Raw genomic sequence first — 25,381 nt, forward strand, 5'->3', positions numbered from 1 at the left:
ACTCGGGCGACGGGGCGGTGTACGGCCTCAAGAAGACCACCACGTCCAACGTGCAGGACCCCTCGGTGGTGGACTCCTTCCGCAAGCAGGTCGGCGAGGCCCAGGGCTACGTCATCCCCACGGATGACGCGAGCCCCCTGGGCACCGGCGACACGCACCTCGACGTCCACCTGAAGAACGTCGCCTGAGGGCCGCGCTTCAGTTGCAGTAGTACGTCGGCGCCAGCTCGAGGACGCGCTGCTCGGCGAGCGGTGAGAGCGTGCGCAGGCGGGAGAGGAAGAGCGGGGCCTTCATCCCCATGCCGATGAAGCCCCAGACGTACGAGCGCTCCTGGACCTCGAAGATTTCCTTCCGCTCCGCCTCGGTGAAGGTCCGCTCCGCCGCCTTCTCGAAGGTCTGCAGGTCCAATTGGAGCTGCGCGTTCAGCGTGCCGCGCAGCGCCTGGAGCAGCTCGGCGTACTCATCCATGGCCGCGGCCACCGTGTCCGGCGCCTGGTCGATGATCTTCTGCGCCTCCAGGAAGTCGAGCCGGGTGTGCTGCGCCTCCTCGAGCCAGTGGTGCTTGAGCATGTTGCGGAACAGCGGGTCCAGCGACTCACGCTCGTTGTCGCGCATGGTCTCCACGTAGTGCTGCTGCGTCATCAACTCCATGTGGAGGTTGAAGAAGAGCACGCCCAGGTTCGACTTCGTCATGATGGCCTTCGCCACCGCGACCTGGTTGTCGAGCAGCGCCGGGGCGACCCGGAAGCCGCGGGCGAAGGTCTCGGTGTAACGCGCGAACAACTGCTGGTGCTTGATTTCCTCTTCGCTGAAGCGAAGCAGCGCGCGCATGTGCAACGGGTTCCCATGCAGCTCGAGTCCGGCGCGCTGCGCCGCCAGGGCCACGGCGTACTCCTCCAGGAACAGGAACAGGTGCGCATAGCTGTTGGAGCGAATCTGATTGAGCATCAGCTTCTCGCCCGCGTTGAGACAGCGGATGCCCTCCGTCCCCGTCAGCGCATCCGAGAGGAAGCGCCGCGTGAAATCCAGCGCGGTGTCCTTCGGTAGCAGGTCGTCGATCTTCCACGCGACACGCTCACTGCTCTGGATGCAGGACTGATACTCGTGGTTTTGATTGAGCATCCTGAAAGCAGATGTCCGTTCGCCATTCCACGTCAAGGCGCACACCCGGACAACGGTGGCTGGTGGTTGTTCTGAAAGGATTGATTCAGTGGGGCTTGAAGCGTGCGATTTCAATGGCTTGCACCCCGGCCACGAGAATCGTCACGACCGGGCGCGCCAGCCGGCCTCCGCGAGTGTCCCGGGAGGGAACCCCCTCCCTTCGCCCTCAGGGCGAACGCTCCCCCCGAGGCCTCACCGATGCGCACCCCGCTGCTTTTCTCCAGGCCCCGCGCCGCCGCCTTGCTGCTCGTCCCCCTGCTCTCGCTGTCCTGCATGGGCGCTCCCGAAGAGTCCTCGCGAGACACCGACACGGCCGAAGCCACGACTCCGCCCGTGACACCCGAGGCCCTGGACGCGGCCGCGCCCACGCTGGCGACGGTGCTCGTCGCGGCGGGTGACACGTGGCGGTACCTGGACACGGGCGCGGACCTCGGCACGGGATGGATTTCCGCCGGCTTCGCTGACGGGACATGGGCCCAGGGGGCCGCGCCGCTGGGCTACGCCGAGACGGACCTCGCCACCACGGTTTCCTTCGGCACCAGCGCCGCCAACAAGCACATCACCACGTACCTGCGGAAGTCCTTCACCGTGGAGGAGGCCTCGCGCGTCAGCGCGCTGCTCGTCCGCTTCCAGCGCGATGACGGCGTGGCCGTCTACCTGAACGGCACCGAGGTCCTGCGCAGCAACCTGCCCGCTGGCACGGTGGGCTACCGCACCCTGGCATCCGCCACCGTCGCCGAGCCGGCGGAGGAGACCACGTGGCTCACGCAGTCCCTCGAGCCGGGAGCGCTGCGCACCGGCACCAATGTCATCGCCGTCGAACTGCACCAGGCCGCGGCGAGCTCCTCCGATTTGAGGTTCGACCTGGAGCTGAGCGCCACCGTCGAGCCGGCGCCTTCGCCCATCTCCTCCTGCTACCCCTTCGACCTGCCCGCGACGAGCGTCCTGCGCGCGTCCCCCAAGAAGGTCTTCGGCTTCTACTACCCCATCTTCCCCATCTCGATTGAGAACGCCGACCCCGCCGTGGACCACTGGCTCAGCTGGCTGACGCCCGAGGCCCGGAATGGGGAGTACGCCTCCATCGGTGGGCTGATGCGAGACAGGCCCCTGCCCCGTGCGCCCTGGGCCGACGGCGCCTGGCGACAGCGGGACTTCGAGGTGGAGGTGCGACGAGCGATTGCCGCCGGGCTCGACGGCTTCATCTACGAGCACCCCTACCGCGTCTCCTCGGACGCGCGGAACAACCAACTGACCACCATGCTGGCCGCGGCCGCGGCGGTGGACCCCGCGTTCCGCATCGTGCTCAGCCCGGACTTCCCCACGGAAGCCACCGGGACGACGGACGGGCTGGTGACGACGATTGCCGGCGTGGCCAACCACCCCTCGGTGTACCGGCTCAACGGCAGCATCGTCCTCGCAAGCTTCTCGCCCGAGCGCAAGCCGCTGTCCTTCTGGGCCACGCTGCGGGACAGGCTCGCCGCCCAGGGCATCTCCGTCACCTACTGGCCGATGCTGCCCTACACGGGGGACACGACGAAGTACGCGGACTGGAACGACCTCGTCGCCGGCTACTCGACGTGGGGTGAGCGCACGGCCGCCTCGGCGGAGAACATGCGCCGCTGGAGCGTGGAGGCGCACCGGCGGGGGCGGTACTGGATGTCCCCCGTCGCCTTCGAGGACGTGCGGCACAAGCTCACCGACAGCGTCGACAGCAGCCGCGTCTACTGGGAGGCCCAGAACAGCCTGACGTTCCGCTCCCAGTTCGAGAAGGCCATCGAGGGTGACGCGGACTGGGTGTCACTCCTCACGCTGACGGACTACACGGAGTCCTGGATGACGGCGTCGCAGGAGCGGGGCTACGTCATCATGGATTGGATTGCCTGGTACACCACCTGGTTCAAGCTCGGCCGGCGGCCCACCATCGTCCGCGACGCGCTCTACTACACGCATCGCGAGCACCGCGCCGACGCGCCCTACGACGCCAGCCGGCAGACCGCGCGAGCCATGAAGCTGCGAGGCGGCACGCCCGCGTCGAACCAGGTGGAGCTGCTCGCCTTCCTCAAGGAGCCCGGCCAGCTCGTCATCACCCAGGGCAGCGACGTGAGGACGCTGGAGGTGACGAGCGCGGGTGTGACGGCCTTCCCGGTGCCCATGGTGCCGGGCACCACGCCCGTGTTCGAGCTGCGGCGCAACGGGGTGACCCTCCAGCGACTCCAGAGCGCGACGCCCATCCTCACGCAGGTCGTCTACCAGGACATGATGTATCACGCGGGCGGTGGGCGCTCCTGCACGCGGCCCTGAGCAATCTCGAACGTGTCGGCTGGATTCCAATTCATTGGCATCCAGCCGCAACGGGATGGAGCCGTGCGCTACCCTGCGGGGCACATATCGCAAGGGAGAGTCATGAAACTCGTATCGCTATTCCCACCACCCCCGACGAAGCTGGGGAGCATCGGGCTGTTGCTGCTTCGCCTCGTCACGGGCGTCGCCTTCATGATGCACGGGTGGTCCAAAATCCAGAACCCGCTCCACTGGATGGGGCCGGAGGCACCGACGCCCGGCATTCTCCAGGCGCTGGCGGCGCTCTCGGAGTTTGGCGGAGGACTGGCGTGGATTCTGGGCGCGCTGGTGCCGCTGGCCTCGCTGGGCATCTTCTTCACGATGGCCGTCGCGGTGTTCTTCCACGCCGTGGTGCGGGGAGACCCGTTCGTCGCCAAGGGCGGCGGGAGCTATGAGCCCGCGCTCGTGTACCTGGTCATCGCCGTGGTGATGCTCACCGTCGGGCCCGGCCTGTACTCGGTGGATGCGTGGCTGCGGCAGCGGCTCGCGCGAAGCTGAAGCGGAAATGAAGGGGCCGGCCGACTCCTCGTGGGAGATGACCGGCCCCGTGTCACTGCGTCTTCCCGTCTTGGCTCAGGACATGTGCAGCGAGGCCGCCGTGGACGTGGCCGGCTGCGGAGCCAGGGCGGAGCGCTGCAGCCAGCCCGCGAGCCCGAGAAGCACGAGCCCCGAGGTGCGCAGGGTGCGCAGCAACTCGACGCCGTGCGCCGGCTCTCCGGGCAGCAGCGGTGCGAGCCAGGTGCGCGCGTCGTAGAAGAGCCACATCGCGCCGGACACGCCCATGGCCCACCACACCCAGGCCAGCCGCCCGCCGCGCAGCATGTACGCGACGCCGAGGATGGGCGCGATGAGGCCGATGGTCGTCATGTCCGAGAGCGTCGACACGAGGCTGATGACGGCGGACATGGTGGCGCTGGGGCTCCCCCCCATGTCCTTCACGCCGGTCAGCAGCGAGGGCACACCCACCGCCAGCGCGGCAAGGACGGTCACCCCCCACAGCGCATTCGAACGGGCGCTGGAGGGTGGCTGCAGGCCGGACTGCCGGTACGTCATCGCCAGCAGGATGAGGCCATACGCGTTGCAGAGATTGGCCAGCACCACGACGACCATCCGGTACGGCAACAGCGGGGACTCGGTGAAGGGGACATCCGGCACCGCGTGCAGCCAGTAGCTGCGCAGCGCGGTGCTGACCAGGGACAGCGTGGCCCCGGCGGCGATGCCGCCCCAGACCTTGCGCAGGTAGTCCCCCGAAGCGAACGAGCCCGCCGCCATCAGCGTCCCGCAGACGGCCAGCAGGCCGCTGCTCCAGCCCGCGACGTCATGCACCAGTTGGAGCTGGTGGGGCGCGCCGAGCGAGCTGGCGGCGGCGGCGAGGTGGACGAGCTGGAGGACGGCGGCCCCCACGAACCACGGCGCCACGCTTCCGGTGGCGCGGCCCATCGAAGGCGCGCTCATCGCGGCTTCCCCAGGGCCAGGGAGGTGGAGACCTCGGTCAGGATGACCTTGGTGTGCAGGGCGCCGATGAAGGTGTTGAGCATCGGCTTGAGACCCTCGAGCAGCTGCGGAAGGTCTTCGAGGGTGACCTGCTCGGGGGGACGCTTGAGGGTACGCAGGGATGCCGTCTGGATGGCCATCTTGGCGGTGAAGGCTCCGAGGAGCGGTTCGAGGTGACGCACGAGGATGTCGTGCCAGCCCGGGGGAGTGGTCTGGGATGACAGGGGAGGAATACGCAACCTCCGACGAGGGGGACCCCCAGCGTAGGGACATCTCCACCCGCAGACGAGTGGGGGAGCGCCATCCCGCTACAGAAATGCATCCTGTTGCGCTGAGTATCCGGAGAGAGCGGTTCTCCCCCGCGCTTGCATGCCTGCTCTTCGAGGGCCCGCCTGGCCTTCCACGCGGCGAAGGACTCCCTCCCTTCGCTTCCACCCACACGGCCGTGCTCCATACACTCCGCGCCGCCTTGCCGCCCCCCGTCTCGCAGTCTCCCCGCGCGTCCGCGCGGTCCTGGCCCGCGGCCCTCGCGGCGCTCCTCCTGCTCGCGTCCTGTGAGCAGGCCACGCGCGCGCCGTCGGCGCTCGCCTACGCGGGCTCCGGCACCATCAGCGACACCGTCCTGCCGGCGCTCAGCCGTGGCTTCGTGGACGCCGGGGGCGTGCCGGTGGACGCGCGCTTCTACGTGGGCTCCAGCGCGGGGATGCGCATGGTGTTGGAGGGGCAGGCGGACCTGGCCGGGCTGGCGCGTGCGCCGAAGAGCACGGAGAAGGCCCTCAACCCCTACTACGTCATCTTCGCGTACGACGCGCTCGCGGTGCTCGTCCACCCGGACAACCCGGTGAAGGACCTCACGCGCGCCCAGGTGAAGGCGCTCTTCACCGGACAGGTGAAGAACTGGCGCGAGCTGGGTGGGCACGACGGGCCGGTGGAGCGCGTCACGGTGGAGCTCAACAGCGGCTCCGGCTCGGTGGACTTCTTCCGCGAGACGGTGATGGAGGGCGCGAGCTTCGGCCCCGGCCGCGTCATCCCCCACCCCGACGACTGCCAGCGCTATGTGGCCTCGCACCGCGACGCGGTGACGTTCCTCTCGCTCTCGCAGGGCGTGGAGGGCGTGCGCCGGCTGGCGCTGGACGGCGTGGAGGCCACGCCCGCCACGGTGCGCACCGCGGACTATCCCCTCTCGCGCCCGCTGGTGCTCGCCACCCGCGGCGTGCCCGAGGGCTCCCTGCGAGCCTTCCTCGACTTCGTCATGTCCCCGCCCGGCCAGGCGCTGGTGGCAAGAACCTTCGTCCCCGTCCACGCGGACCGCTGAGCCCCCTCCATGCCGCTCCTGCGTCGCCTCGAAATCCGCAGCAAGCTGATGCTCCTCACCGTCGTCATCCTGGCCGCCTTCGTGGCGAGCCACGCGGTGCAGGTCTCCACGCTGGAGCGCTTCCGGGTGGGCGGCCCGGTGTACGCGCAGCTGGCGCGCCACTCCCGCACGTACGACACCGTGCAGTCCCTGTTGGGGGAGCTGAGCGCGGCGCGTGCCGTCCTCCACCTCATGCTGCTGCCGACGTCGGCCGACCGGCAGAAGCAGCTGCAGGGGCAGTGGGAAGAGGTGGCCGCCGGCGTGGACGCGCGCTTCACCGCGGCGCTCTCCGTGGCGGACGCGCCGGACGCGCGGCTGTACCTGGAGGACGCGCGCGGCACCTGGAGCGGGTACGCGAAGGCGCTGCGCGAGCAGGTCTTCGCCTCCGCGCATGAGCGGCGGGTGGCGACGGTGGCGGCCTTCGTGGATGGAGCGCCTGGCCGACGCTACGCCCGGGCGACGGAGCAGCTGGAGGCGGCGGCCAACGGCCTGCGCCTGCGCTCGAGCGAGCTGGAGCGCTCGGTGGAGCAGGGCCTCGCGCGCACGCGCCAGGCGCTCATGGGGGCGGGGACGGTGCTCTTCCTCCTCCTCTGGGCCGTCAGCGTCGGGGTGCGCCGCTCCATCACCCGCCCGCTGCGGGCGTTGGTGGACGCCGCGCGGCAGGTGGACGGGGGGGACTTGTCTGCCCGTATCGCCACCGACGCGCGGGACGAGCTCGGCGAGCTGTCGCGCGTGCTCGGCCACACCGTGGCCCGCCTGCGCGAGCTGCTGGTATCGGTGCACCAGGCCGGCCAGGAGACGGCCGCGGCGGTGGAGCGGCTCGCCCTGGCCGCGGACGAGCAGAACCGCAGCGTGAGCCGCCAGGCGGACGCCGTGGCGCAGGCGAGCGCCCGGGCGCAGGAGATTCGCCAGATGTCCGACGTGGCCGCCCACCAGGCCTCCGAGGTGCTCCGCTCCGCGGAGACGGCGGATGCCGTGAGCCGCTCGGGCATGGAGGCGCTGGCCGGCAGCTTCCAGGGCATCCAGGACATCCACACCCAGTTCGACCGCATGAGCGGCTGCGTGGAGGACCTCGCGCGGCGCAGCGCCCGCGTGTCCGCCGTCACCGACACGGTGAGAGACCTCGCGAAGCAGAGCGACATGCTGGCCATCAACGCCGCCATCGAAGCCACGCGCGCGGGCGAGAAGGGCCGGGGCTTCAAGGTGGTGGCCACGGAGATTCGCTCCCTCGCGGACCGCTCCGTGCGGGCCACCGCCGAGGTGCGCGAGCAACTGGAGGCCACCACCGAGGCGGTGAAGGCCGCGGTGAAGATTACCGAGCAGGGCCGCACCCACGTGGAGCACGGGCTCGGCCAGGTGCGCACGGGCGAGACGCGGCTGGAGGAGCTCACCCGCATCCTCCAGGAGTCCAGCAGCGGCCTGCGCCGCATCGCCACCGCCGTGGAGCAGCAGCACGAGGGCGTGGGGCAGATTTTTTCCGCCGTCCACGAGCTGTCCACCACCACCAACGACGCCGTGAATGCCGTGGACGCCATGCGCCAGTCCGCCGAGCAACTGCGCAGCGTCACCCGGCGCCTCACCGGCTCGTTGTCCGGTTTCTCATTTTAGGAGACAAAGAGAGAATTAAACGGCAATCCTTGGAATGTAGCTTTCTCGTGAATCTCCATTCCAAGGAGCCCGTGCATGCGCTCGAGGTTGCGGTCGACGTTGATGACGTTGGTGGTGGGACTCTCGCTGGGGGAAGGCGCCGCGTTCGCCGAGACCTCCCAGCAGCCCACCCCGGAGTCCCTCCGCGCCTCCGAGCCCGGACACCCTGGCGCCGTGAGCTGGACGGAGGAGCTGGCCTCGGGTGAGGGCTCCAGCGACCTGGTGCGGACGCGGGACGGCCTGCTGTACGAGCCCAACGCCGTCATGCGCCGGCGCGAGGGCCTGCTGCGGCTCACGGGCCTCTACACCTTCCCGGCCCGCAGGCTGGAGCAGCCGGTGGACACCGTCCGCCCGCTCGTCCAGGCGAAGTCCTTCCTGGGCACGGGCGTCGAGGTGGACGTCCGCGTGCGGCTGGCGAATGGCGCCTGGAGTGAGTGGAGCACCTCCAGCGCGGGCGAGGCCGTGCGCCTGCCCCGCGCCGGCACGGAGGTGCAGGTGCGGCTCGCGCTCGTGGCGGACGAGCACGGCCGGGGCCCCGTGGTGCAGGACGTGGCGCTGGAGGGGACGCTGGAGGGCGGCACCTCCGAGACGGCGGACCTCCAGACGCTCGCGCCGCTGACCTACCGCATCTACGCCACGCGCGAGGGCCTGGTGGGCGGCACCACCGCCAACGGCCACGTCATCAAGAGCAATGACCGCTTCGTGGCCCTGCCCTCGCGCCGGGCGCTCGCGTCCAACGGCGGCTCCGAGTACCAGGTGCGCGTGTGCTACTCGAAGACGGCGAAGTGCACGACGACGTCCGTCTGGGACGTGGGGCCGTGGAACACGAAGGACGACTACTGGAACCCCTCCAGCGTCCGCGAGATGTGGAAGACACTGCCGCAGGGCAAGCCCGAGGCCCAGGCCGCGTACCAGGACGGCTACAACGGCGGGCTGGACCAGTTCGGACGCCGGCCCGCCAACCCCGCGGGCATCGACATCGCGGACGGCTCGTTCTGGACGGACCTGGGGATGAGCAACAACGACTGGGTGGACGTGACGTACCTGTGGACGTCGGGCGGGGGCACGTCGACGGACCTGGTCATCGACAGCCACAACGCCAACAACGACACCACCAAGGGCTACGTGCAGCTGTCGGCCAACTGGGCCGCGGGCACCAGCGCCGGCTACTACGGCAGCGGCTACTACTACGCCTCCACCCAGGCCCTCTCCGACCCGGCGGTGTTCTTCTTCTACCTGCCGGCGGCGGCCACGAAGACCATCGACGCGTGGTGGGTGGCGGGCACCAACCGCTCCCCGACGGCGCCCTTCATCATCACCAACGCCTCGGGCACCAACCTGGCCACCGTGTCCGTCAACCAGCAGGTCAACGGCGCCCAGTGGAACACGCTCGGCACGTGGAGCTTCCCCGCGGGCTGGAACAAGGTACAGCTGAGCCGCTGGACGACGACGGGCTACGTCGTCATGGCCGACGCCGTCCGCGTGCGCTAGCCGCACGAGGGCCGGGGGCACCGGGGCCGCTCGAGGCCCTCCGTGCCCCCGGTGCCTGATTCCCGGCTCAGGCGCTGGGCGCGCGGCCGGCGCGGCGGGCCGCGAGCTTTGCCTTCGCGAACTCCCAGATGCCGGGCGACAGCGAGATGAGCACCACGAGGATGATGACCTTCTCGATGTGCTTGTCGATGTTCGGGATGATGCTGCCGAGCACGTAGCCCGTGAAGGACATGGACAGAATCCACGCCGCGCCGCCCACGATGTTGTACGTGGCGAAGCGGCGGTACGGCATCTTCGCGGCGCCGGCCACCACGGGCACGAAGGTGCGCACCAGCGGCATGAAGCGGGCGATGATGATGGCCTTGCCGCCGTGGCGCTCGTAGAACTCGTGCGCGCGCTGGAGGTACTCGGGCTTGAACAGGCGCGAGTCGGGCTTGTTGAAGAGCGCCGCGCCGCCCCGCTTGCCAATCTGGTAGCTCACCGCGTCGCCGATGATGGCCGCGGGGATGAGCAGCGCATTGAGCAGCCAGATGTTCAGGTCCCCCTTGGCGGCGTACAGGCCCGCGGTGACGAGCAGCGAGTCGCCCGGCAGGAAGAAGATGAGCGCGCCTGTCTCCAGGAAGATGATGAGGAACAGGCCCGGATAGCCGGCCCACTCGATGAGGGGGCCGGGGTCTCGGATGAGGTGGAGGAGCTTCTGGAGCAATTCCATCATGGGCTGACTGCCTATCAGTAACAGGCCCCCTTCCACGAGGGTGTTGCGGGCGCCTGTCAGCCCGACCCCTTTCCCGGGGGGCCGGGCGGCCCCGGATGTCGGACGCCTGGCGGCCCCCCTCCCTGCTAGACGCCGCCCGCGGGCACCGGAGGGGGCACCCGGGCCCGGGCCTCTCGCACGTCCCAGGCCCACAGCACCCCCCACTGCGGGGCAACGGTGGCCAGGAACACCAGCGGCCACAGCGGCGTGTACGGCAGGCGCAGGGAGTAGATGCCCAGGAAGTACACGTAGAACTGGACCAGGAAGGCGAAGAGCGAGTGGCGCCCGATGACGCCCGCCCAGCGCATGTAGGGCAGGAGCCAGCCGCGTTGTTCGGCGCGCATCATCAACCCCAGCCCGGAGAGCACGGCCCCGCCATAGAGCGCGAGGTACGTCGGGCCCGGCGGGTACTTCTGGGCATGTGCGGTGAGCTCGGACAGGGCCTCGGCCGCGCCGCCGACCCACTGCTCGCCGCCCAGGCGCCGCAGCCAGAAGTGGACCGCGGACAGCAGCACCCCGGTGGCCCCCATCCCCACGCCCACCCACTGGAAGCGCCGGGCCACGCGCACCACGTCCGCGCGCCCCCACGTCCCCAGCCACTCCCCGAAGAGGCTGCCGACCAGGTAGAAGCCCAGCCACGGAATCGTCGGGAAGCCGGAGACGAGCACGGTGAGGTGCTGCTGCCCGAACAGCACCTCCTTGAAGGCCTCCGCCGCCAGCGAGTGCGGCCACCACTCCAGGCTGAGCAGCCAACTGACGGCGAACAGCCCCAGGCCGAGCATCGCGCGCGACTGACCTCCCAGCCGCGTCACCAGGGAGGGCCCGACGAGCAGCGCGAGGCCGATGGTGTCCGTCACCGGCAGCACCCGCAGCAGGTACCAGGGCTCGTCCGCCCAGAAGCGGCAGGTCGGCACGATGAGGACGTGGCCCACCGTGAGCAGGAAGAGGCCGCGGCGCTGGAGCAGGCGCTTCATGGTGCCAAAGCGCTCGGGGGCGCGCGCGTAGAGCAGCCCGAGCATCAGGCCGCTGATGAGCATGAAGCCCGGCGAGGCCATGCGTGTGAGGAGATTGAGCCGCTCGCGCAGGTGCTCCGCGTCCGCCCCCAGGCGGTACAGGTACCCGTCCGCGAAGTGTGACAGGAACACGAGCAGCATCACCGTGCCGCGCATCGCATCCACCGCGAGCAGCCGCCCACCTGTGCTCCGCGCAACCGCGGGCACGCCTTCCGACGTCGCATCAGGACTCATGAGTGTTTCCCCCCTCCGCGGACCACCCACGCGGTGCGAACCTCCGTCGCGCGCGCCATCGTAGGGCGCCGGGCCACGCAAGGCGAGGCCAGGCAGCGGGAGCAGCAACCCGCTGGATTGCTTTCCACGCCAACCAACCTTCAACAGCAGCGGCCGCCACCCCCGCGGTAGCGGGCCTGGAGCCGCTCGTCGAAGAAGCGGGCGTAGCTCATCACCTCCCGCTCCGGATGGTGCTGGCGCATGTGCGCGACGTAGGTGTCGTAGTCGGGCACGCCAATCATCAGCCGGGCGGTCTGCACCGCGCGGCGCCAGCCTCGCTCCAGCCACGTCCAGTCGGCGGCCATGTCAGCGGGCCTCCACGGCGAGGGGTACCGGTGGCGTCTCCCGGTCCGTGGGCACCGGGGAGCGGCGGGCCGCCAGCGCGGCTCGGAGACCGAAGAGGACGGTGGCCACCACCAGCAGCATGAACAGCCCGGTGAGGGTGGCATCCAGGTAGTCGTTGTGGATGATGCGCTCCATCTCCTCCACGGACTTCGCGGGCGCCAGCACCCGGCCCTCCGCCGCCGCCGCGGAGAACGCGCGCGCATGGGCGACGAAGGACACGCGCACGTTGCCGCCGAAGACCTTCTGCCAGCCCGCCGTCAGCGTGCAGATGACCAGCCACACGGCGGGAATCGCGGGCACCCAGGCGTAGCGCTCGCGCTTCATCTTCACCAGCACCACGGACGCCAGGGTGAGGGCAATCGCCGCCAGCATCTGGTTGGCGATGCCGAACAACGGCCACAGCGTGTTGATGCCGCCCAGCGGGTCCACCACGCCCTGGTAGAGGAAGTAGCCCCAGGCCCCGACGCACACCGCCGTGGCAATCATGTTCGCCCCCCAGGACTCCGTGCGCTTCAGGGGCGCGTATACGAGGCCGGCCAGCTCCTGAATCATGAAGCGGCCCACGCGCGTGCCCGCGTCCACCGTGGTGAGGATGAACAGCGCCTCGAAGAGGATGGCGTAGTGGTACCAGAAGGCCATCATCCCCTCGCCGGAGACCAGGCCATGGAGGATTTGCGCCATGCCCACCGCCAGCGTCGGGGCGCCGCCCGCGCGGGAGAGGATGGAGGACTCACCGATGTCGCGGGCCGTCTGGCTGAGCACCTCCGGGGTGACGACGAAGCCCCACTGGCTGATGGCCCGGGACGCCTCCTCCACGGTGGTGCCAATCACCGACGGCGGCGAGTTCATGGAGAAGTACACGCCCGGGTCCAGCACCGACGCGGCGATGAGCGCCATGATGGCGACGAAGGACTCCATCAACATTCCGCCGTAGCCCACCACGCGCGCGTCCGCCTCCGTGGCCAGCATCTTCGGCGTGGTGCCCGAGGAGATGAGCGAGTGCCAGCCGGACACCGCCCCGCAGGCGATGGTGATGAACAGGAAGGGGAACAGGCTGCCGGAGAACACCGGGCCGCTGCCGTCCACGAAGCGGGTGAGCGCGGGCATCCGCAACTCCGGCGCGGCCAGGACGATGCCCACCGCCAGCAGCAGCACGGTGCCAATCTTGAGGAAGGTGGACAGGTAGTCGCGCGGGGCGAGCAGCAGCCACACCGGCAGCACGGAGGCGCAGAAGCCGTAGGCGATGAGCATCCACGCCAGCGCCTTGCTGTCGAAGTTGAACAGCGGGCCCCAGTACGCGTGCTCGGCGACGCGGCCGCCCAGCCAGATGGACAGCATCAGCAGCACGAAGCCGGCGACGGACACCTCCAGCACTCGGCCGGGGCGGATGTAGCGCAGGTACACGCCCATCAGCACTGCGATGGGAATGGTCATCGCGACGGTGAAGGTGCCCCAGGGGCTGTGCGTCAGCGCCTTCACCACCACCAGCGCGAGCACGGCGAGGATGATCATCATGATCATCAACACGCCAATCATCGCCGTCACGCCCGCGGCCGGACCCAACTCCATGCGGACCATGTCGCCCAGCGACTTGCCGTCGCGGCGCACGGACAGGAAGAGGATGACGAAGTCCTGCACCGCGCCGGCCAACACCCCGCCCGCGAGAATCCAGAGCGTGCCGGGCAGGTAGCCCATCTGCGCGGCCAGCACGGGGCCCACCAATGGGCCCGCTCCGGCGATGGCGGCGAAGTGGTGGCCGAAGAGCACCCACCGGTCCGTGGGCACGTAGTCCAGGCCGTCGTTGCGGCGGTGGGCCGGGGTGGCGCGCGTGGGGTCCAGGGCCAGGGCCTTCTCCGCCACGAAGCGCCCATAGAAGCGGTAGCCGATGAGGAAGACGGAGACGGACGCCACCACCAGCCAGATGGCGTTGATGCTCTCCCCCCGGTGAAGGGCCACCGTGCCCAGGCTGACGGCGCCAGCGATGGCCAGCAGCACCCACGCCAGCTTTCGAGCCACTCCACCCATGATGCCTCCATGCGGCCGAAGCCCCGAAGCAGGCGCGGCCCGAGCGAGTCCTTCCGGGACAGGCTAGCGCGCGAGCCGCCTGCTCAGCGGCCGAAATGGAGTGCGGGTGTCGTCTGCCAATCTCCGCCGCTCACTCCAGGTACGCGGGGAACGCCGGCAGCGACTGGATGTCCCCGGGCTCGTGCTGCACGACGAGCCGCGCGCCGGTGTTGCGCATCAACCGGTGGACACGGTCGATGGACGCGAGCGTCTCCGAGCGGCTCACGTTGAACGGGGGGACGAGCGACTTGTCGAAGTTCTCCCGCGCGTGGAAGAGGTCGCCGGACAGGATGACGGGGCCCGTGCGCGCCAGCCGCACCATCAGCACCTGGTGGCCGGGGGTGTGGCCCGGCGTCTTCAGGATGCGCACCGAGCCATCGCCGAAGACGTCGTGGTCCAGGGCGATGGAGACTGTCTTGTCCTTCGCATGGCCCCGCACCAGTCGCGGGTCGACGCCCATCGGCGTGGGCGAGCCCAGCGCCCATGCGAGCTCGGCCGCGTTGACCAGCCACGTGGAGGTGGCGAAGGCCGGGGCGTTGCCGGCGTGGTCGGCGTGCAGGTGCGAGAAGGAGACGAAGTCGATGTCGGACGGCTTCAGCCCCAGCTTCCCCAATTGGGAAACCAGCGTCGCGGAGACGCGGAAGCGCGAGCCCGGCACGGGCTCCTCGCCGTCGGGGAGCGCGGCCAGCTTGTCCCCGAGGCCGGCATCCCACAGCAGCGTGCCCCGGGGGTGCTGGATGAGGAAGCACGGCGCGGTGAGAGTGCCCCGCTCTCCCGCGTGCTCACCGGTATCGGAGAACATCCCCATGTCCGCGATGTCGATGCGGCCGCAGTCGAGCGTGTAGAGCCGCACCGCAGGAGCCGGCGCAGCCGGAAATGGTGCGGCCGAAGCCGACGCAGCAGATGCCTGTGCCGTCGCAGCCTGTGCGGCGGAAGCCGGCGCGGCGGCGTAGACGGCATCCCGAACGGCGACGGGGAACGCGCCCGACATGCCCTCGAGAGCGGTGTTGGTGAGCGCGACGACGGTGAGGTTTCGCCGCGGGTCCACGAACCAGCTATGACCATACGCCCCGCCCCACTGCCACGTCCCCGCCGACTGCGGACTCTTCGCCGCTACCGGGTCCACGAGCACCGCCGAGGCGAGCCCCCATCCCCAGCCGGGCCCCTGCGTCTGGGCCTCCGTGCCCACCTGGTCGGTGCCCCACTGCTGCACGGTGGCTGCCGCGAGCACCGGCGCGCCGCCCTTGCGGAGGGCCTCCAGGAACTTCAAGAAGTCCTCCGCCGTCCCCACCATGCCCGCCCCACCGGACGGGAAGGCGCGCCGGTCCAGGGCCCGGCCGGGTGCGTAGCGGACGGTGCCGCCACCGAAGGGCACGAGCGCCACCTCGCCCATGCGCACCGGCTCCGGGCGCCCGTCCGCGTAGGCCGTCGCGAGCCGCACGGCGTCCCGGGCGCCAAAGCCCGTGTCCTTCATGCCGAGCGGTCTGGTGACGAAGCGCTCCATCACCGTCGGAAGTGGCGCTCCGCCCGCGCGGGCGACGACTTCGCCCAGCACGTCAATCGCGACGGAGTAGCTCCAGCGCTTCCCGGGCTCGGACGCCAGCGGCACCGAGGCGATGCGGCGGAGGTTCTCCTCCAGCGTCAGTCCGGGCACGTCATCGAGCCCGTCGGAGACGCCGGCCCGGTGATACGACCCCTGCTCGGGCTGGAAGAAGCCGTACGTCAGGCCCGCGGTGTGGGTCAGCAGGTGGCGCACGGTGATGACGGGCTCGCGGCCGTCCGCCAGCTTCGGGCGGAACGTCGGAATCCACTTCGTGACGGGGTCCTCCAGGGACAGCGTGTGCTGGTCCACCAGGGCCAGCGCCGCGGCGGACACGAGCGGCTTGGACATGGAGGCCAGCCGGAACACGGCGTCCTCGCGCATGGGCTTCTTCGCCTCGCGGTCCGCGAAGCCGGCGGCGCGCCGGTAGACGACCTTCCCGTCCTGCGCGACGAGGACGACGGTTCCAACGATGCGCTTCTCCGCGAGCGCCCGGTCGATGACCGGGTCCAGCCGCGCCGCCATGGCGCGCGCCTCGGTGACAGCGGGGTCGGCGGGGGACACACCAAGGCCGACAGCCACCAGCAGGGTGGCGATGGCAGAATACATGGGGCGGTGCTCCTGTTTGTATAATGAACGCTACGTAAATAGGACCCGCCGCGGCCCATTTCAAGAACGAACGCTATGAAAACCAGCATGCCCCCCACCCCACGCCCGCGAGGACGGCCCCGCGAATTCGACGCCACGAAGGCGCTGGACCGCGCCATGGAGGTGTTCTGGAGGCTCGGCTACGAGGGCGCGTCGATTGCCGATCTCACGGAGGCGATGGGCATCACCGCGCCCAGCCTCTATGCGGCGTTCGGCTCCAAGGCCGAGCTGTACCGGCAGGCCCTGGTGCGCTACCAGGCCGACCAGGGGTCCTTCACCGCCCGCGCCTTGGAGGAGGAGCCCACCGCGCGGGGAGCCATCGAGCGGGTGCTCCGGGAGTCCGCCAGGAACTTCCCCCGCCGGAAGCAGTTGGCCGGATGCATGATCACGGCGGCGGTGCTGACGTGCGCCCCCGAGAACCGGCCCATTGCCGAGCATGTCGCCGGAATGCGGAGGGCCACGCTGGCCCGCTTCGAGGCCTGCATCCGCCAGGGAGCCGAACAGGGGGAGTTGCCGGCCGGGACGGACGCGGCGGCGCTGGCCCGGTACTTCGGCGCCGTCATCCAGGGCATGACGGTGCAGGCCCAGGATGGAGCGAACGAAGCCGAGCTCCTCGGCATCGTGGAGGTCGCGATGCGGGCCTGGCCCGCGGGCTCAGCGGGAGGAGCCCGCGGCAGGAAGACCGCCACCCGCTCCGGGTGAGCGGAACGCCCTAGTAGTTGCCGCCCGCGCCACCACCGCCCGAGCTGCCGCCTCCGCCGCTGAAGCCACCGCCGCCACCTCCACCTCCGCCCCTACCCCCCCAACCCCCGCCGCGCCCCCAGCCACCACCGCCCCAGCCCCAGCCGCCGAGGATGATGCCCCGCCGCCTGCCGCGGCCGCGTCCCCCGCCCCGCATGGCGAAGATGAAGAAGACGAAGAAGGCCACCATGAGGCAACCCAGGCCCCCCACGCCGCCGCTCCCCTGGGGCTCGCGCCGCGAGGGAGTCTGGCGAGGCAGGGCCGAGGCGCCCGGCAGCGGCTGCCCGGTGAGCGTCTGGGCAATGGCGTTGCTGCCATCCTCCGCCGCCGCGTCGTACTCCCCCGCCTTCAGCCGCGGCGCGATGTACTGCTTGATGATGTCGTAGGCCTGCACGTCCGTGAGCTCGCCGCCCACGCCCTTGCCGGTCTCCATCCACACCTGGCGCTCGTTGGGCGCGACCAGCAGCAGCACACCGTTGTCCGCGCCCTTCTGGCCCAGCTTCCAGGTGTTGAAGGTGGTGTACGCCGCATCCTGCACCGTCTCTCCTTCGAGCGAGCCGGTGAAGAAGACGGCAACCTCGTAGCCGGACTGCGTGCGCAGTTGTTCCAGGCGCTGCTCCAGCGCGCCGCGCCGCTGGGCATCCAGCACGCCCGCGGTGTCGGTGATGTGTCCCTGGATGGGCGGCGGCGTGAAGGCCGCCTGCGCCACACCCGCGCACAGCAGCAGCGCGAGCGCGCCGGCGGCCGCGCGCGATGCCACCACCGGACGCATCAGAAGTTCACCTGCGGCGCCGCCTGCGAGGCGGGCGAGGCGCGGAAGTACTCACGTGGCTTGAACGTGCCACCGGTGGCGCGCCGCACCACCGAGCCTCCCACCTTGCCCAGCTCCGTGTTGTAGTCGCGCACCGCCGCGTTGTACTGCTCGCGCGAGCGCAGGATGCGGTTCTCCGTGCCCTCCAGCTGCACCTGCAGCGCGCGAAAGTTCTCGTTGCTCTTCAGCTCGGGGTACTTCTCCTGCACCACCAGCAGGCGCGACAGCGCGCCGGAGAGCTGCTCCTGGGCCTGCTGGAACGCGGCCACCTTCTCCGGGTCCTGCAGGTCCTCGCCGCTCAACTGGATGCTGGTGGCCTTGGCGCGCGCCTCCAGCACGCTGCCGAGGATTTCCTTCTCCGAAGCGGCCGCGGCCTTCACCGTGTTCACCAGGTTGGGGATGAGGTCGGCGCGCCGCTGCAGCGCTGCCTCCAGGTCCGCCCAGCGCTGCTCGGCCACCTGGTCCTTCTCGATGAGCACGTCGTACTTCTGACAGCCGGTGACCATCGCGACCGCGAGCAACACCAGCAGCGTGTTGCCTCTGAAGGGGCGAGCGTTCATATGGCGTCAAAAGTAGGAACCGTGCTCCGCACCGACAAGAAGGGCCGGCCCGCCCGGCTGGGCTGGGCAGTCAGGCAGCCGTGCGCCTCGTCCCCTGGTGCATGCGCTGAAACACGAATACCGTCGCATCCTGCAAATCCATCTTTCCAGGAGCAGACATGCGAACGAGCTTCATCGGGGGGTTGTTGCTGGCCGCGGGCGTATTGCTGGCGGGCTGTGGCGGGACGGACGCACAGGAGGAGCTGCAGCTCGGCGAGACGGAGCAGTCGGCGCTCCAGGCGTGTGGCACGAATCTGCCGCCGTGTCCGTCGGGCTTCTACTGCGTGGGGGGATTCCGGGGCTCCTGCGAGCCGGTCAATCCCCCTCCCTGCGGGCCCGCGCTGCCCGCGTGCCCGGACGGCTTCTATTGCTTCGCCTATCCGCGCGGCTACTGCCGGCCCAGCCCCTAGCGAGCAATCAGCTCCAGGTCCGCTCCTGGTTGCGGGCGTTCTTCTCGCGGAACGCCTGCTCCAGGTCCACGCCCACGCGGTTGGCGATGGCGAGCAGGTAGTTGAAGACATCCACCAGCTCCTCGCCGAGCTGGGCGCGGGCCTGCTCCGGAGGCATGGCTCCGCCCTCGTCGAAGAGCTTGTTGTAGCGGCGCACCGCCTTGAACACCTCGCCCACCTCCTCGCCCATGAGGAAGCAGTTGTGGACGAGGTCCACCTTCAGCCAGCCATGCAGCGCCTCCAGGTCGTGGATGTAGCGCTGGTAGTCCTTCATCGACGCGCCTTCAGGGAGCGAAATCATGGCCCTCCTCCTAGGCGAGCCGCGCCGGGCTGTCGATGCCCTCGTGGTGGGACGTCAGCGCAGCACTGTCTCCTGGAGGAAGCGGGTCAGCGACTCCGCCATCTTCTGGTGCGTGGCGGCCGACGGATGCCAGTCCTCACCGACGCCATCGGCTCCGGGATTCTGCACGGTCATCAGGTGGCGGTAGACGCGGTCATCGCCCGCGCGGTTGCGCTCCGCCACCAGGTCGGTGACCCACTCGCCGACGTGCGCAGCGGTCACGGTGCCCTCCACCTCCTGCTGCTTGTACCCGTCCGTCATGCTCCCGAGCGTGCACACGATGCGGGCCTTCGGATGCAGCTCGCGCAGGCGCGCGAGGAACTTCCGGTACGCCGTCTTGAATGCTGTCTCGTCGGGAAGGAACTGAGGCGTACCAAAGCCGGCGAAGGCGTCGTTGGTGCCGGCATTGATGACAATCACGTCGGGCGAATAGCCCCTCGAGTCCCAGGCCGCGGGCTGGTCCGGCACCGCGAGTTCGTAGATGGCCGGCAGCAGGTCCGACGTCGACATGTCCAGGTTGCGGTACACGCCGTGGCCCGAATAACAGACGTTCACCAGCTCCGCGCCCAGGTTCCGGGCCGTGAGCCAACCGTAGCTCCGCGTGGGGTTCTCGTGCTTCGACGTGAAGGTCGGCGCCCTCCACGACGGCGAGTCGGGAATGAGGGCCACCTCGGTGCCATAGCCGCAGGTGATGGAGTCGCCGACGAACTCCATCCGCAGCCCGGGGCGGGCCGGCGGTTCTCGCAGCTCACCGTGGACCTCGAGCGCGACGAGCGCGCTGTGCCCCACGGAGGACTCGGTGCGCTTGAGGATTTCCACCGTGTGGAGCCCTGGCTCCAGCCCGCTGGCGAGCTCGTAGGTGGACTCGTCACGCTGGACGGCGAGCGGCTTCGGCGGCCCTCCATCGAGGCTCACGTCGAAGTAGTTCGTCCCCACGTCGCCGCCGAGGCCGAAGTCGTTGAGGCGCATCCGCACCGCGTCCCCCCAGAAGCGCGCGCGAATCGTCATGCCGGGGTGGGAGAAGACGACGCCCGCGCCGGAGCCGTACCACCGCCCGGTGTATTGAAGACGTGCGTCGGAAGCCGGCACCGTCACCCACGTCAGGGCCCCGGGAGAAGGGTTCGACACCGAAGGCGCCGTACACGCCGCCAGCCATGCGCAGAGTCCGAGCATCACGTTCCGCCGCTTCATGGCCGTTGCTCTACCACGGGCGACCTCGCCCGGCGGAGGGACGGGGGGCAGCGTGCCTGGATGGCCGCCGGCGCAGCGGCCCCTGCACGCGGCGGGGCGCGTCCCATCGGATGCTCGCGGCCTGGAGACACGACCGCCGGGCCCCCAATGAAGGCGGGCCCGGCGGCGGAATGCAACGCTTCAGCAGGAACGGCGGGGACTACCGGCCGTCGCGCTCGTCCACGGTGAGGCAGGGTTCCATCTTCTCGGGGGCGACGAGGTACAAGTCCTCGCGGCCCAGGTCCTGGGTGATGCCCGGCGTGGCGAAGCCAATCTGGCCGCCGCCGTCATACACGAGGGCCAGCCAGTCGTTCTGCGACGCGGGGTACCCGTCGGTGGTGACGCCGTTGCGGTTGAAGTCCCGGGCGTAGGACCCGGCCTGGATGATCCCATCGCCGTTGAAGTCCAGGTTGGTGCTCGCGTTGCCAACGACCTGGACGTTGTTGAAGCGAAGCCCGCTGATCTTCGCGAGGTCCGCCTCCGTGGTCGGGGCGGCGGGCGCGAACGCGGTGACCTCGATGACGGCCGCTTCGCTGAAGGCGGACACCCGCACGCGCGAATAGTCGAGCACGTTGTTCAAGCCACCAATGCCGAAGCCATAGAACTGGTACTCGTAGTTCATGATGCTCAGGTAGTGGGGCTTGTAGTTGCTGTCATCGGTCCCACCGTGGCGCAAGCCGATGTTGTGCCCCAGTTCGTGCATGAGGGTGCCGGCCTGCTGCAACTCCGTGCCACCGCCGATGAAGCCCAGCGTCACCACGAAGTCATGCGCGGGAATGCCGCGCGAGATGCCGCTGGAGTTTCCGCCGCTGTACCGGTTCGCGAACAGCATGTAGTGGAAGTAGGGCGCGCGAATCGCGGCGAAGTACTTCCCCTTGATGACGTCGAAGTCCGTCCAGACGGGGCTCAGGTCCGAGTCCGCGTCCGCGGCGGCGATCTGCTGGTCCACCACCACGTGCAGGGTGATGCCCGTGGAGCCATCCGGGTTCGTCACCGGAGCGTTGGCGAAGGCCGTGATGACCCGGTTCAGCATCGCCTGCGTCGGCTGGAGTCCCGGGTAGTAGTCCGCCTCGATGAAGATGTCCTTCCTGCGCGCGTTCGCGCCGAGGGCCGTCAGGTCCAGGCCGCCGCCGAAGCCGAACGACTCCGCGTAGTCATTGAGCCGGTCCCCATCCGTGTCGGGGTTGTTGGGGTTGGTGCCCAGCAACGTCTCCACGGCGTCGCAGACGGCGTCGCCGTCCGTATCGGGGAGAAGCGCGCAGGCGGGGATTGGGAGGGGGATGGCCGTTGCCACTTCCACGCCCTGGCGGGTGGTGCTGGCCGTCTCCGCTTCCGGGCGGTCGGCGCTGCCACACCCGTTCAATCCCAGGAGTGCGACGGAAGCCGTCAGCAGGGCCTTGTGCAGATTAGACATAAGATTCCTTTTTCTTCGCAAATGATTGGCATCGCGCCAATCGCCCCTTCTTTGCAATTTGCAGCTTTTTTCGTCTATTCTATTTTTACCTGATTCGCACGACTTAGACTGTCGTTGAATGGGGCCGGCGCGAAACTCCAGGCCCTCGTGAAAGAGGATGGTAAAGTTACATCCTCTCGAAGACTCGAAGGTGCCGGACGGATGCTCCCCCTGCAACGCTGGCTGCCACCGGCCGAAGCCGCTTCCTACCTGCGCCCGTACGACGCGTTCCGGAGCACCGGTGCCCGCATCGGCATGGATGTCGATGCCTCGGTGCTCGCCCACGGCTTCTCCAACAGCGGCGCCGGGCTGTTCTCGGGAGGGCGGGTGGCGTCGCTCGTCCTCGAGAATGACCGGGGCTCGACCTTCGTCGACGGCGACCTGCTCGTCGACGGGTGGTTGGAGAACCCGGGCGGGCTCGTCTTCGTACGTGGCAACCTCATCGCGCAGACGCTCTTCACCCGCGGCTACCTCATCGTGCTCGGAGAACTCCGGGTCCGGCGCCTGTTCGGCGAGGACGAGCCGGACGGCACCTACGTCTTCGGCGAGGCCCACGTCGAGAGCGCGGTCTTCTCCCACAACCATCTCTTCGACGTGTGGGGGACGAGCACGCTCGGAGAAGAGGTGCACGACGAAGTGGACGGGCGCGAGGCGATGCGGCAACGGCTCGTCGACTGGGGCGTGCTCTCCGACCCACGGGCCGAATATTACCTCGACGAGGTCCAGCGCGGCCTGCGCGCCCTGGCCGAGCAGTGGGGCCCGCTGCCCGAGGACCAGGCCGCGCGGCGGTACACGCCGAAGCCGACGGAGGTCATCGCCCCCGAGAGGACCGCGGCTCCCCGGCCCGACGTCGTCATCGAGCTCGAGCGTTGGCTCGACGAGGCGGGACTGACGCAGCGGCAGCAACTCGAGGCGCTCCGCACCCACTGGCTCCCCCGGCTGACGGACGCGGCGGCCCGGGTCGAAGCGCGGCGCCTCATCCGCAAGGCCCTCAACTCGAAGAAGCTCATCGACGAGCGGGACGCCCTGCTGCTCGCTCTCGAATAGCCGGCCCGCGTGTCCGGAGTGCGGGCCGGCCGTGGGGACGTCACGCATTGTAGCGCAAGGCGTTACAATCCTGAGACACATGTAACATGGATTGATACACGCACGGCGAGTCCTGGGGCGCGGACGTTCTGGAGTGCCCTACGGCATAACGGGTGCAGAGCAAGGGCGCCACTCCATCAGGGAGGGGACCCATGACAAGAAACATGCTGATAGTAGTGGTTGCGCTGCTTGCCGCCGTTCCCACGGTGTCTCAGGCGGGCGCTGCCAAGTTGACCCAGAGCTCGACGACCTCGGGCTACTCCGCCAACAACTTTGGCTATTGCGGCTCCGGGACGCGAAACTTCATGGTTTCGTATGAATACTGCCCCGGCATCATCATCGTCGGAGGGAGCTGCGGGCCGTACGGCACGTGCGGGGCCAATCCCTATCGCATCAAGGCCAATCTGTACCACAATGGAAATCTCATCTCTTCCATGCAGTATCAGACCTCTTCCTCCTGGGCGAACTTCCCCTTCTACAACGTGGGCGTGCAGGCGGGGACGTACAAGGCCACGGTGACGCTGGAGAAGCGGAACTGGACCTGCATTGGCTGGTCCACCGTGGAGACGGTGTCCACCAGCGTCATCGTTGCGAACGCCGCTCCGGCCACGCCCAACTTCAACATCAACGGCATCCCACCGCCGGCGAGTGGCGCTCCCATCAATGTCTGCGCCAGCAACATCAAGCTGAACGCGGATCCCACGACCTGCGAGAACCACTACTTCGTGACTGTCCAGGAGAGCGACCGCTGGTGGACCCGTACCAACGATTACGAGTGGGGGCGGTGGTTCAGTGGCCAGGCGCCCAATGGGCTGAACCTGCAGCAGCTCTCCACCACGTTCAGCTATTCGCCCTATTTCATCGGCTCGGCAGGCCGCCAGGGGTCTCCGCTCATTGGCGGCAACCTTCCGGGAGGCGCGCCACGGCACTACCGGGTCAGTGTGTGCACCGGAGAGCCCTCGTGGAATTGCAAGACAGGGCTCATCAAGGTGGACGGCAATTGCTTCGCGGCAACGGCCGAGGACGGCGAGGACGCCCAGAGCCTGAGTGACGAGGAGCGCAGCGTCGTCGAGGAGGAGCGGGGGCCCATCTCGGAGCCCATGCCGGATATCAAGCCGCCCACGGAGTGCGCGGACCCCAAGACCAAGGCTCTCTGAGCCAGGGCCCTGCGTCCCCTCTGCCGAGATGGGAGGGGGCGCAGGTGGGCCTCGATTTAATTCGAGTTAATTCCACGGCTCTCGCGAGTGCCGCGACACTCCCCTTCGGTCGATGTTCGACCACATCGAGGGGGGCGAGTCCCACTCGCGAGGAGACCGCATGAAAGCCGAACATTTCGTTTGTCGATGGGCCCTGGTCACCCTGGCCCTCGGGCTGGGCGCCTGCCAGCCCACCGAGGATGCACCCGAGGCGGACGCTGAGCTGGTGGAGCAATCACAATCCCAGGTGTCCGCCACCGTCATGCGCCAGCGCTCGGACCTCATCAAGGCCGTGCTGGCCGCGGACCCCAACGTGGACAACCCGCTGCTGTGGGCCGGCATCGCCAATACAGAGACGGACATGGCCTTCTGTTACGGCGAGCACTCTCCCCAGGAGTGTCCCGGGCCCTACTCCTCGGACTGCAACGGCCCCATCCTGGCGGGATACGCGGATGGTGCCTGCATCAACCAGGCGGGGGGCCTCGGGATGTTCCAGTTCGACGCCCCCGGCACCTATAGCAACACGCTGGCGGTGTATGGCAATGGCATCCTGACGGTCCAGGGGAGCATCACGCGCGCCGTGCAGTACGTGAAGGACATGGCCTGGAACTCCGAATACACGCCCTACTTCGCGACGTACCAGGACATGTACAACTGGCTCAACAACATCCGGGTAGGAGGGCCGTCGTGGGACCTCTGGCTCGGGGTCCTCGCCCGCCACTACAACGGCACGACCTGGGGCTCGAGCGACTGGGCCTACGTCAAGACGAAGTACGACACGAAGACGCGCGCCATGCTCAACCTGTATGGCGAGAGCTACTGGTACGGCACCACGCCGCCGCCTCCTCCTGGAACCACGTGCAGCCCCGAGGGCGGCCTGTTCTGCGGGAACAACGGCGTGCCGGGGGACTCGAACTTCCTCTACGTATGCAAGGGGGGTGTCCCCGTCGTGAAGCAGGTGTGTGCCAATGGTTGCAACCGCGCGCCCGCGGGCCAGCCGGACTCGTGCCTTTCCGGCAGCGCCGCGCCGAAGACGTGCTCATGCGCCAACGGCGCCTACAAGAATGGCACCCCCATTCCCCAGTCCCTCACCTACTGCGGCTTCCGCACCTGCGGCTCGGACAACAACCTCTATGAGTGCGGCACGGGCAACCAGTGGTTGAACACGGGCGTGGCATGTGGCGGCTCGTGCTCCTGCGCCAACGGCTCGCACATCAACGGCACCACCATCAGCGCGGCCAACACGTCGTGCCACATGGAGGTGTGCGGAGGCGGCAATACCTTCTACGAGTGCATGGGCACGTCCTGGTCCGCTGTCTCCGGCTCCTACTGCCGGATGAACTGAGAGAGCG

At 69.1% G+C, this 25,381-nt stretch carries 24 protein-coding genes; 11 read left to right on the forward strand and 13 right to left on the reverse strand.

The annotated features are described in order from the left end of the window. The first annotated feature begins 17 nt into the window (after window positions 1–17). Window positions 18–188 carry a hypothetical protein gene (locus OV427_RS08050; protein ID WP_267855522.1) on the forward strand — a complete coding sequence of 57 codons (171 nt, stop codon included), beginning with the start codon at window positions 18–20 and terminating at the stop codon, window positions 186–188. A 10-nt stretch (window positions 189–198) separates the two neighbouring features. Here OV427_RS08050 and OV427_RS08055 read toward each other — a convergent pair whose 3' ends face one another. Next, window positions 199–1,122, reverse strand: a complete 924-nt coding sequence (locus OV427_RS08055) for a diiron oxygenase (RefSeq protein ID WP_267855523.1) — start codon at window positions 1,120–1,122, stop codon at window positions 199–201. Window positions 1,123–1,359: 237 nt separating this feature from the next. Here OV427_RS08055 and OV427_RS08060 point away from each other — a divergent pair, with 237 nt between their 5' ends. Both OV427_RS08060 and OV427_RS08065 read left to right on the forward strand, forming a co-directional pair. Beyond that, a complete protein-coding gene (locus tag OV427_RS08060) occupies window positions 1,360–3,462 on the forward strand; it encodes an endo-1,3-alpha-glucanase family glycosylhydrolase (protein ID WP_267855524.1) in 2,103 nt (700 codons plus the stop codon). 102 nt (window positions 3,463–3,564) lie between these two features. Then, the gene (locus OV427_RS08065; RefSeq protein WP_267855525.1) at window positions 3,565–3,999 is read left to right on the forward strand and encodes a DoxX family protein; all 435 of its coding nucleotides are present in this window, start codon (window positions 3,565–3,567) and stop codon (window positions 3,997–3,999) included. 75 nt (window positions 4,000–4,074) lie between these two features. Here the strand turns inward: OV427_RS08065 and OV427_RS08070 are convergent, their stop codons facing one another. Beyond that, entirely contained in the window at window positions 4,075–4,956 is an 882-nt protein-coding gene (locus tag OV427_RS08070) for a hypothetical protein (protein WP_267855526.1), read from the reverse strand. Further along, a complete protein-coding gene (locus OV427_RS08075; RefSeq protein WP_163998960.1) occupies window positions 4,953–5,177 on the reverse strand; it encodes a hypothetical protein in 225 nt (74 codons plus the stop codon). The genes OV427_RS08070 and OV427_RS08075 overlap by 4 nt, the downstream gene beginning before the upstream one ends. 287 nt (window positions 5,178–5,464) lie before the next feature. On the opposite strand from OV427_RS08075, the gene OV427_RS08080 reads away from it, so the two are divergent. From OV427_RS08080 to OV427_RS08090, 3 genes are all read left to right on the forward strand, one after another. Continuing rightward, on the forward strand, window positions 5,465–6,310 hold the full coding sequence (locus OV427_RS08080; protein ID WP_267855527.1) for a phosphate ABC transporter substrate-binding protein: 846 nt from the start codon (window positions 5,465–5,467) through the stop codon (window positions 6,308–6,310). 9 nt (window positions 6,311–6,319) lie between these two features. Then, window positions 6,320–7,957 (forward strand): methyl-accepting chemotaxis protein, encoded by a 1,638-nt coding sequence (locus tag OV427_RS08085; RefSeq protein ID WP_267855528.1) that lies wholly within the window; start codon window positions 6,320–6,322, stop codon window positions 7,955–7,957. 75 nt (window positions 7,958–8,032) lie between these two features. Then, window positions 8,033–9,487, forward strand: a complete 1,455-nt coding sequence (locus tag OV427_RS08090) for a hypothetical protein (RefSeq protein WP_267855529.1) — start codon at window positions 8,033–8,035, stop codon at window positions 9,485–9,487. A gap of 67 nt (window positions 9,488–9,554) precedes the next feature. On the opposite strand, the gene OV427_RS08095 is transcribed toward OV427_RS08090, so the two are convergent. From OV427_RS08095 to OV427_RS08115, 5 genes are all read right to left on the reverse strand, one after another. Then, on the reverse strand, window positions 9,555–10,202 hold the full coding sequence (locus OV427_RS08095; RefSeq protein WP_267855530.1) for a VTT domain-containing protein: 648 nt from the start codon (window positions 10,200–10,202) through the stop codon (window positions 9,555–9,557). A 125-nt stretch (window positions 10,203–10,327) separates the two neighbouring features. After that, window positions 10,328–11,488 (reverse strand): heparan-alpha-glucosaminide N-acetyltransferase domain-containing protein, encoded by a 1,161-nt coding sequence (locus OV427_RS08100; protein WP_267855531.1) that lies wholly within the window; start codon window positions 11,486–11,488, stop codon window positions 10,328–10,330. A 140-nt stretch (window positions 11,489–11,628) separates the two neighbouring features. Beyond that, complete coding sequence (locus OV427_RS08105) at window positions 11,629–11,832, reverse strand: YbdD/YjiX family protein (protein ID WP_267855532.1); 204 nt, start codon at window positions 11,830–11,832, stop codon at window positions 11,629–11,631. Between the two features lies 1 nt (window position 11,833). Beyond that, window positions 11,834–13,897, reverse strand: a complete 2,064-nt coding sequence (locus tag OV427_RS08110) for a carbon starvation CstA family protein (RefSeq protein ID WP_267855533.1) — start codon at window positions 13,895–13,897, stop codon at window positions 11,834–11,836. Between the two features lie 130 nt (window positions 13,898–14,027). After that, entirely contained in the window at window positions 14,028–16,085 is a 2,058-nt protein-coding gene (locus OV427_RS08115) for a serine hydrolase (RefSeq protein ID WP_267855534.1), read from the reverse strand. A gap of 87 nt (window positions 16,086–16,172) precedes the next feature. On the opposite strand from OV427_RS08115, the gene OV427_RS08120 reads away from it, so the two are divergent. Beyond that, window positions 16,173–16,826 (forward strand): TetR/AcrR family transcriptional regulator, encoded by a 654-nt coding sequence (locus OV427_RS08120; protein WP_267855535.1) that lies wholly within the window; start codon window positions 16,173–16,175, stop codon window positions 16,824–16,826. Window positions 16,827–16,836: 10 nt separating this feature from the next. Here OV427_RS08120 and OV427_RS08125 read toward each other — a convergent pair whose 3' ends face one another. Beyond that, window positions 16,837–17,637: a TPM domain-containing protein gene (locus tag OV427_RS08125; protein WP_267855536.1), complete on the reverse strand. Its 801-nt coding sequence runs from the start codon at window positions 17,635–17,637 to the stop codon at window positions 16,837–16,839. Next, a complete protein-coding gene (locus OV427_RS08130) occupies window positions 17,637–18,236 on the reverse strand; it encodes a LemA family protein (RefSeq protein ID WP_267855537.1) in 600 nt (199 codons plus the stop codon). Before OV427_RS08130 ends, OV427_RS08125 begins: the two co-directional genes overlap by 1 nt. A gap of 158 nt (window positions 18,237–18,394) precedes the next feature. On the opposite strand from OV427_RS08130, the gene OV427_RS08135 reads away from it, so the two are divergent. Continuing rightward, window positions 18,395–18,685: a hypothetical protein gene (locus OV427_RS08135; protein ID WP_267855538.1), complete on the forward strand. Its 291-nt coding sequence runs from the start codon at window positions 18,395–18,397 to the stop codon at window positions 18,683–18,685. 7 nt (window positions 18,686–18,692) lie between these two features. Here the strand turns inward: OV427_RS08135 and OV427_RS08140 are convergent, their stop codons facing one another. The 3 genes from OV427_RS08140 to OV427_RS08150 form a co-directional block, all read right to left on the reverse strand. Next, complete coding sequence (locus OV427_RS08140; protein ID WP_267855539.1) at window positions 18,693–19,025, reverse strand: MazG nucleotide pyrophosphohydrolase domain-containing protein; 333 nt, start codon at window positions 19,023–19,025, stop codon at window positions 18,693–18,695. Between the two features lie 54 nt (window positions 19,026–19,079). Next, window positions 19,080–20,255, reverse strand: coding sequence for an SGNH/GDSL hydrolase family protein (locus OV427_RS08145; protein WP_267855540.1), 1,176 nt, complete (start codon window positions 20,253–20,255; stop codon window positions 19,080–19,082). A gap of 199 nt (window positions 20,256–20,454) precedes the next feature. Continuing rightward, a complete protein-coding gene (locus OV427_RS08150; protein ID WP_267855541.1) occupies window positions 20,455–21,708 on the reverse strand; it encodes a hypothetical protein in 1,254 nt (417 codons plus the stop codon). Between the two features lie 201 nt (window positions 21,709–21,909). Here OV427_RS08150 and OV427_RS08155 point away from each other — a divergent pair, with 201 nt between their 5' ends. The 3 genes from OV427_RS08155 (at window position 21,910) to OV427_RS08165 (ending at window position 25,374) form a co-directional block, all read left to right on the forward strand. Further along, window positions 21,910–22,794 carry a hypothetical protein gene (locus tag OV427_RS08155; RefSeq protein ID WP_267855542.1) on the forward strand — a complete coding sequence of 295 codons (885 nt, stop codon included), beginning with the start codon at window positions 21,910–21,912 and terminating at the stop codon, window positions 22,792–22,794. A 191-nt stretch (window positions 22,795–22,985) separates the two neighbouring features. Continuing rightward, window positions 22,986–23,990, forward strand: coding sequence for a hypothetical protein (locus OV427_RS08160; protein ID WP_267855543.1), 1,005 nt, complete (start codon window positions 22,986–22,988; stop codon window positions 23,988–23,990). A 160-nt stretch (window positions 23,991–24,150) separates the two neighbouring features. After that, window positions 24,151–25,374, forward strand: coding sequence for a hypothetical protein (locus tag OV427_RS08165; protein WP_267855544.1), 1,224 nt, complete (start codon window positions 24,151–24,153; stop codon window positions 25,372–25,374). Window positions 25,375–25,381: the final 7 nt, after the last annotated feature.

Source organism: Pyxidicoccus sp. MSG2, from assembly GCF_026626705.1.
Taxonomy (GTDB): domain Bacteria; phylum Myxococcota; class Myxococcia; order Myxococcales; family Myxococcaceae; genus Myxococcus.

Excerpts from the sequence above, each read along its gene's own strand:
- OV427_RS08055 (WP_267855523.1), bottom strand. The coding sequence starts at position 1,122 with ATGCTCAATCAAAACCACGAGTATCAGTCCTGCATCCAGAGCAGTGAG.
- OV427_RS08060 (WP_267855524.1), top strand. The coding sequence starts at position 1,360 with ATGCGCACCCCGCTGCTTTTCTCCAGGCCCCGCGCCGCCGCCTTGCTG.
- OV427_RS08065 (WP_267855525.1), top strand. The coding sequence starts at position 3,565 with ATGAAACTCGTATCGCTATTCCCACCACCCCCGACGAAGCTGGGGAGC.
- OV427_RS08070 (WP_267855526.1), bottom strand. The coding sequence starts at position 4,956 with ATGAGCGCGCCTTCGATGGGCCGCGCCACCGGAAGCGTGGCGCCGTGG.
- OV427_RS08085 (WP_267855528.1), top strand. The coding sequence starts at position 6,320 with ATGCCGCTCCTGCGTCGCCTCGAAATCCGCAGCAAGCTGATGCTCCTC.
- OV427_RS08090 (WP_267855529.1), top strand. The coding sequence starts at position 8,033 with ATGCGCTCGAGGTTGCGGTCGACGTTGATGACGTTGGTGGTGGGACTC.
- OV427_RS08095 (WP_267855530.1), bottom strand. The coding sequence starts at position 10,202 with ATGATGGAATTGCTCCAGAAGCTCCTCCACCTCATCCGAGACCCCGGC.
- OV427_RS08100 (WP_267855531.1), bottom strand. The coding sequence starts at position 11,488 with ATGAGTCCTGATGCGACGTCGGAAGGCGTGCCCGCGGTTGCGCGGAGC.
- OV427_RS08105 (WP_267855532.1), bottom strand. The coding sequence starts at position 11,832 with ATGGCCGCCGACTGGACGTGGCTGGAGCGAGGCTGGCGCCGCGCGGTG.
- OV427_RS08110 (WP_267855533.1), bottom strand. The coding sequence starts at position 13,897 with ATGGGTGGAGTGGCTCGAAAGCTGGCGTGGGTGCTGCTGGCCATCGCT.
- OV427_RS08115 (WP_267855534.1), bottom strand. The coding sequence starts at position 16,085 with ATGTATTCTGCCATCGCCACCCTGCTGGTGGCTGTCGGCCTTGGTGTG.
- OV427_RS08120 (WP_267855535.1), top strand. The coding sequence starts at position 16,173 with ATGCCCCCCACCCCACGCCCGCGAGGACGGCCCCGCGAATTCGACGCC.
- OV427_RS08125 (WP_267855536.1), bottom strand. The coding sequence starts at position 17,637 with ATGCGTCCGGTGGTGGCATCGCGCGCGGCCGCCGGCGCGCTCGCGCTG.
- OV427_RS08130 (WP_267855537.1), bottom strand. The coding sequence starts at position 18,236 with ATGAACGCTCGCCCCTTCAGAGGCAACACGCTGCTGGTGTTGCTCGCG.
- OV427_RS08135 (WP_267855538.1), top strand. The coding sequence starts at position 18,395 with ATGCGAACGAGCTTCATCGGGGGGTTGTTGCTGGCCGCGGGCGTATTG.
- OV427_RS08140 (WP_267855539.1), bottom strand. The coding sequence starts at position 19,025 with ATGATTTCGCTCCCTGAAGGCGCGTCGATGAAGGACTACCAGCGCTAC.
- OV427_RS08145 (WP_267855540.1), bottom strand. The coding sequence starts at position 20,255 with ATGAAGCGGCGGAACGTGATGCTCGGACTCTGCGCATGGCTGGCGGCG.
- OV427_RS08150 (WP_267855541.1), bottom strand. The coding sequence starts at position 21,708 with ATGTCTAATCTGCACAAGGCCCTGCTGACGGCTTCCGTCGCACTCCTG.
- OV427_RS08155 (WP_267855542.1), top strand. The coding sequence starts at position 21,910 with ATGCTCCCCCTGCAACGCTGGCTGCCACCGGCCGAAGCCGCTTCCTAC.
- OV427_RS08160 (WP_267855543.1), top strand. The coding sequence starts at position 22,986 with ATGACAAGAAACATGCTGATAGTAGTGGTTGCGCTGCTTGCCGCCGTT.
- OV427_RS08165 (WP_267855544.1), top strand. The coding sequence starts at position 24,151 with ATGAAAGCCGAACATTTCGTTTGTCGATGGGCCCTGGTCACCCTGGCC.